Genomic DNA, 6,237 nt, shown 5'->3' on the forward strand with positions numbered 1-6,237 from the left:
CTACACGCTCTACGACTCCCTCCTGCGTCCGCTGCAGACGCAGTCGCCCACCCCGCGGGGCGGCCGCCTGCTGACCGACACCCGCTACGACACCCGCGGCCTCGCGTACGACACATACGCGGACATCTTCGACACCTCCAGCACGCCCAACAGCACCTACACCCGCGCCGAGTACGGCGAGGCCCCCACCCAGACGCAGACGGTGTTCGACGGGGCGGGCAGGGCGACGACCAGCAGCCTGTACGTCTACGGCGTCAAGAAGTGGTCCACCACGACGACCTACACCGGAGACTCCGTCGCGACCACCGCCCTTGAAGGCGGCTCCGCCCGGCGCACGATCACGGACGTGCGCGGTCAGACCACGGAGAGCCGGGAGTACGCGAGCACCAGCCCGGCCGACAGCGGCTTCGGCACCGGCCCTGGCGCGTCGTACACCTTCACGAAGTTCACCTACGCCCTGGACGGCCAGCAGAAGTCGATCACAGGTCCGGACGGCGCCAAGTGGACCTATGACTATGACCTGTTCGGTCGCCAGATCAGCACCGGTGACCCGGACAAGGGCACCACAACCACCGAGTACAACGCCCTCGACCAGATCATCAAGTCCACCGACTCACGCGGCACGTCGCTCCTGACCGCCTACGACGAACTGGGTCGCGCCACCGGCACCTGGACCGGGTCGAAAACGGACGCCAACCAGCTCACCGGCTACACCTACGACACGGTCCTCAAGGGCCTGCCCACCTCCTCCACCCGCTACGTCGGCGGCAAGACGGGAGCGGCCTACACCCAGACCGTCACTGCTTACGACAGCCTCGATCGGGCCACCGCGACCCAACTGGAACTGCCGGCCAGCGACCCGTTCGTGAAGGCCGGCGCACCGTCCACGCTGGCGTTCGAGACGTACTACAACATCGATGGCACCCAGCAGTACGACAAGCAACCCGCACTCGGTGGCCTGCCGTCCGAGATCATCGGCTTCACCTATGACGGCCTGGGCAACCTGACCTCCATCGGCGGGTCGACCGGTTACCTGAACAACGTCTCCTACTCGGCCCTAACCCAGCCCGAGGAGCTCACCCTGGGCACCGGCGGCACAGGCAACAAGAACGTCTACGTCAAAAACAGCTACGAGGAGGGCACCGGCCGCCTGCTCCGCAGCTATGTCAAGGACCAGACCCGCCCGTACATGCTGCAGGACCTCAACTACACCTACGACCAGACCGGCAACGTCACCGCCATCAGCGACCCCACCACACTCGGCGGCACCAGCTCGCCCGACACCCAGTGCTTCGCCTACGACGGCCACCAGCGCCTCACCGAAGCCTGGACCCCGGCCTCCCAGAAGTGCTCCGACGCCCCGAACGCCTCCAGCCTGTCGGGCCCGGCCCCGTACTGGACCAGCTACACGTACAACACCGCGGGCCAGCGCACCAGTGAGACGGTCCACCAGAGCAGCGGCGACACGAAGACGACCTACTGCTACACCAATGCCAAGCAGCCCCACACCCTGACCGGCACCACCACCAAGGCCGACTGCGCCAGCCCACAGCGCACCTACGACTACGACACGACCGGCAACACCAGGCACCGCCCAGGCACCACAGCCACCCAGGAACTGGACTGGTCACCCGAAGGCAAGCTGACCAAGCTCACCGAGAACGCAACGTCCACCGACTACCTCTACGCCGCCGACGGCACCCTGCTCATCCGCGCCACCAAGAACGGCGAACGCATCCTCTACGCCGGCGCCACCGAACTCCACCTCCGCGTCAACGGCACCACCTGGGCCCAGCGCTACTACACAGCTGGCGCTGTCACCGCCGCCGTCCGCTCCAACGAATCCGGCACCAACAAACTCACCTATCTCACCGGCGACCACCACGGCACATCTACGCTGGCGATCAGCCCGGACACCGCCCAGGCCTTCACCAAGCGCTACACCACCCCCTTCGGTGCCGACCGCGGCACGCCCCTCTACGGCCCCTGGCCCGACGACAAGGGCTTCCTCGGCAAAACCCGCGACACCACCACCGGCCTCACCCACATCGGCGCGCGCGAATACGACCCCACCATCGGCCAGTTCATCAGCATCGACCCGATACTCGACCTAACGCAGCCGCATTCTCTCAACGGGTATAGCTACGCTAGTAATTCTCCTGTCACGCTCTGGGACCCGACAGGCCTGAATGGGGTGGGAGGTGGAAACCCCGGAACACCAGGAAACTCGGGAAGCAAGAAGCCGTACGGCGGAATGCTGGGCGGATATGGAGATGCGCCCAGCGGCCCGTACCCCATGCCACCGGTCTCTGCCGCGCATGTCTCCGGCGCTGGTGGAGGTTCGCTACGCGGAAGTGGTGGCGGTGGCAGTGGCGCGACCTGGTTCGAAACTCTGGCAGTTCCTGGTCCCGAACCGGATGGGTTCGAGGGAGCTTTTCTCCAGGCGTACACACAGATTATGGCAGATCGCCAGTACGCGCACCTCTGGCCAAGTCAGCAACTCGCACTGGCTGGAAGCCACGTTTGTGAAGACCTCCTGGAGTGCACGACAGGCCAGCGCGGCTACTTCGCTTTTGAGCTGTTCTATAGCCCGCCAGGATTTGTCGAGTCCCTTATCGGCCCTTCCAGTGATGGAATTGATGCCAGCGCTGCTGCGGGCGTTTTTGCAATGAAGGTGGCAACCCGGTCTGGGAAGCCCACCTGGGCAAGCAGAGCAGCACGGGGGCGGCAGGGTTCCATAACCGGTACGACTAGAACTGAGACCCATTGGGCGAGGGTTGAAGTGAGCAGCGGCGGAGTGGTGACCCTTGCCTACACCCTGAGGAGTGGAAGTCAGACGGCTGCGGAAAAGGCGCTCGGGCGCCGCGTGGGCTCCCAGGTCAGCCACACTGAGCACAGAGTGGCACGTATGTCCGGGGCTACCCGCGTTCAGATCAACAATGACCCCTATGCAAACCTGGCTCGTGTCAAGGCTGGTGATACGGTTACCATCACAGGGATGAACCCTCCATGCGGTACTTGTCAGAACGCAATGACCACGGCGTCCAGCGAGTTGAGTGTGACCTTCGTCTACAAATGGGGCAACAGGCAATGGAGTACTAGCGGATGACCGAAATGACCCCCCCGTACTGGGTGATCCGATACGTTGAATCCGGGGAGAGTGTTCCCGGAGGTCCGTTTACTGTCTTCATTGCCGAAAATGACGACGAAGACGGGCATTACTTCGACCTGCAGTGCATGCCGGATGAGCCGAGTGCGCAGAATATAAAGCTCGAACTTGACAGCTACTGCATCGTGAGCGAGAACGGGGGCGTCCACTACGGCGGCCTCAAAGAGGTAACGCTGCAGCCCGATAGGCTCGTGCTTCAGTTTCTGGACGATGCCGTTGAAGAGCTAGATTTGCCGTCTGGTGTCGTAGAATTGGGAATCGCTCCGGGGATCGATATCGACGAGATCCGTTCAGGGCTGAGGAGGGTTCTTTCCTATGGTAATCCTGGCAAGATCCCGCGCATGAACTTCTAGCGATTCCAGCTGCACTGCCGAAGGGAGGATCGACGGAGTCCTCCCTTCGGTATGCTCGCCTAACTCTGAGGTTCCCCCGCTGTGCGGGAGGTGCTGATTAGCTGGTCGGGGCGGGTTTGCGGGGTTTCAGGTTCACTGGTTCGGCCGCTGCCTGGTTGGTGTAATACTTGTCCTCGAACCTTGCATTTCGAGTCCCTGGTCACGCCGGATGGCAAAAGTTGGTCAAGGGTTTGTAGGTGGAGCGCGAATGCTTTGGCCTGTTTCGTGATTCTTTGGGGCGACCTGGCGCTGCGGGCCGGAGTTTCGACGGCTTGATGATCGCGGGGGCCCTGCCCTCGGACGCAGGTCAGACCTCACGGTAAAGCCGCTGCAGATCGACGAGGATCACCTCGTTCCGGGCGGCCGCGGCCCGGAGGGCCGGGGTGAAGCCGAGGCCGCTGTAGCAGGTGGGGCGGGCGTGGGTGGTGTCGGTGCCGCGGGCGGACAGCAGGTCCAGGATGTGGCGGAGTCGTTCGAGGTGGCGTACGTCCATGACCTTGTTCCACTTGGCCTCGCCGATCGACAACAGGATCCCCTGGTCCTGGCCGACCGCGCCGTGCACGACGACGTCGACCTCGTGCGAGGTGCGGGCGGCCGGGTCGGAGACGCTTCCCGAGGAGACGTCGATCGGCAGCCCGCCGAAGGTCTCCGGGTCCGCGTGCCAGGAGACCCACTCCCTGCACAGCCGCTCGAAGTGGGGGCCGACGACTTGGCTGAGGAAGGTGTCCTGGGCCCGCTCCCAGACCGCGGCGGCCCCGCGCCGGTGGGCGAGCAGAGTCTGGCTGGGGCGTACGACGGCGTGGTGGAAGGCGATCAGTGGTTCGGCGATGCGGTAGGCGCTGCGGTTGCCGCGGAAGGCATCCGGTTCGGCGGTGAGCAGACCGCAGCGTTTGAGTACCGCGAGGGGCTGGGAGATGTCCGTGGCCTTGCGGCCGACCGCGCTCGCGATGCCGCCGCTGGTGTTGTTGCCGGTGGCGACCGCGGCGAGGACCGAGTGGTAGAGGGAGCGGTCACGCACATCGGGCTCGGCGGCGAGCAGGAACTCGGCTTCGCCGTACAGCGGTCGGGCGGGGGTGAGGACCGTACGGCACACCCAGGCGTCGAAGTCGTCGAGTCCGTCCGGGGCGTCGTCGTCGACGAACTCGCGGCGGTAGGCGGGGGTGCCGCCGACCACGGAGTGCGTGAGAACGGCCAGTCGTGGGTCCTCGATGTCCCAGAACTCCGCCGCCGCGCGGTAGCCGAGCGCATGCACCACGAGGTCGAGATTGGCTCGGCCGTACAACGGTGATGTGCCGGACAGCAACCTGCCCATGAACGACATGGCGCTGCCGCACAGGATCAGACGTGGGTGGCGTTCGAGGTAGCGGCCCGCGCGGACGCCGAGGGCGGCCTGCAGCCGGGAGGGGAGTGACGGGTCGTTGCGGACGAGGTAGGGGAACTCGTCGATGACGATGGTCACCGGACGTTCGGCCGCCAGGTTGAACAGGAGCTCCAGTGCCTCGCCCCAGTCGTGGGGTCGGGGCGGTACGGGGGCGTCGGTGTAGCGGGCGACGGCCTCGCCCAGCAGGTGCAGCGACTCGGCGGCCGATGCTTCCAGGGCGGCGTAGTAGAAGCCTCCGGTCGCCTCGGCCAGGGCGTGAAGCAGGAAGCTCTTGCCCTGTCGGCGACGTCCTGAGACGACGCCGAGGCGGGGGCCGGCGCCCTTGCTGGTGGCGAAGGCGGTCAGCTCGCTCCACTCCCGGTCGCGGTCGAACATGGTGGACGGCTTGGGGATGCTGCGGTGCTTGGGACGGGCCACGGATGCCTCTGAGGTTATTAGAAGGCATCTCATTTGGCGAGTCTGCGGTAGCAGATGAGGGTGCAGGCGATGCTGGTGAAGGCCAGGAAGTGCTCTGCCTTGCGCTCGTAGCGGCGGTGCAGACGGCGGCAGCCGGCGAGCCAGGACATGGTGCGCTCGATGGTCCAGCGGTGCCGCCCGAGCCGCTGCGAGGTCTCGACGCCCTTGCGGGCGATGCGGTGCCGGATGCCCCGCCGGGACAGCCATTTCCGCAGGTGCGCGTAGTCGTATCCCTTGTCGGCATGGAGCTTGCCGGGCCTGCGCCGGCGGGGGCCTCGGCGGGACCGGATCGGCGGTATGCCCTTCACCAGCGGCATCAGGGCCTGGCTGTCGTGGACGTTGGCACCGGAGATTCCGACGGACAGGGGCAGACCGGTCCGCTCGGTGATCAAGTGGATCTTCGACCCGTACTTGCCTCGGTCGACAGGATTCGGGCCTGTCAGGTCCCCCTTTTCATCGCCCGCATGTTCACCGAGTCGATCGCGCACCTCGACCAGTCCAGCTCGCCGCGGGAGCCGAGTTCATCCAGGACCAGGCGGTGCAGCTTGGCCCACACCCGGGCCTTGGTCCACTCGGTGAACCGGCGGTGCGCCGTCGCGCCGGACGGCCCGAACGATGCGGCCGGCAGCTGCTGCCACGTGCAGCCCGACGTCGCCACGAACACGATCGCGGCCAGCACCTCGCGGTCACCGTGCCGCCGCCGGCCACCGCCCTGAGGCCGCGTCGGCGCCTCCGGCACCACGCGCTGGAACAGCTCCCACAACTCATCCGGCACCAGCCGCTCAACGATCCCCACCACGGCCGACAGCCTACCCAGCCAAATGAGATGACCTCTTAGG

At 65.9% G+C, this 6,237-nt stretch carries 4 protein-coding genes; 2 read left to right on the forward strand and 2 right to left on the reverse strand.

The window, feature by feature from the left end:
* Positions 1–3,109: RHS repeat-associated core domain-containing protein (locus RH94_RS18810; RefSeq protein ID WP_324614286.1), on the forward strand; the 3,109-nt coding region annotated here is incomplete at its 5' end.
* Positions 3,106–3,522: an Imm10 family immunity protein gene (locus RH94_RS18815; protein WP_073948716.1), complete on the forward strand. Its 417-nt coding sequence runs from the start codon at positions 3,106–3,108 to the stop codon at positions 3,520–3,522. The genes RH94_RS18810 and RH94_RS18815, both read left to right, overlap by 4 nt.
* Positions 3,523–3,868: 346 nt before the next feature.
* Here the strand turns inward: RH94_RS18815 and RH94_RS18820 are convergent, their stop codons facing one another.
* Both RH94_RS18820 and RH94_RS38875 read right to left on the reverse strand, forming a co-directional pair.
* Positions 3,869–5,359 carry an AAA family ATPase gene (locus RH94_RS18820; protein WP_324614287.1) on the reverse strand — a complete coding sequence of 497 codons (1,491 nt, stop codon included), beginning with the start codon at positions 5,357–5,359 and terminating at the stop codon, positions 3,869–3,871.
* Positions 5,360–5,388: 29 nt separating this feature from the next.
* Positions 5,389–6,188, reverse strand: a protein-coding gene (locus RH94_RS38875; protein ID WP_199880877.1) for an IS5 family transposase whose coding sequence is annotated in 2 segments (ribosomal slippage) — positions 5,389–5,849 and positions 5,849–6,188 — 801 coding nt in all. Because the reading frame shifts where the segments join, the coding sequence is not laid out codon by codon here.
* Positions 6,189–6,237 lie beyond the last annotated feature (49 nt).

The sequence above is a fragment of the Streptomyces kebangsaanensis genome (assembly GCF_001906585.1).
GTDB lineage: Bacteria > Actinomycetota > Actinomycetes > Streptomycetales > Streptomycetaceae > Streptomyces > Streptomyces kebangsaanensis.

Bases quoted from the DNA above. Each gene is read 5' to 3' on its own strand.
- RH94_RS18815 (WP_073948716.1), top strand. From the start codon at position 3,106: ATGACCGAAATGACCCCCCCGTACTGGGTGATCCGATACGTTGAATCC.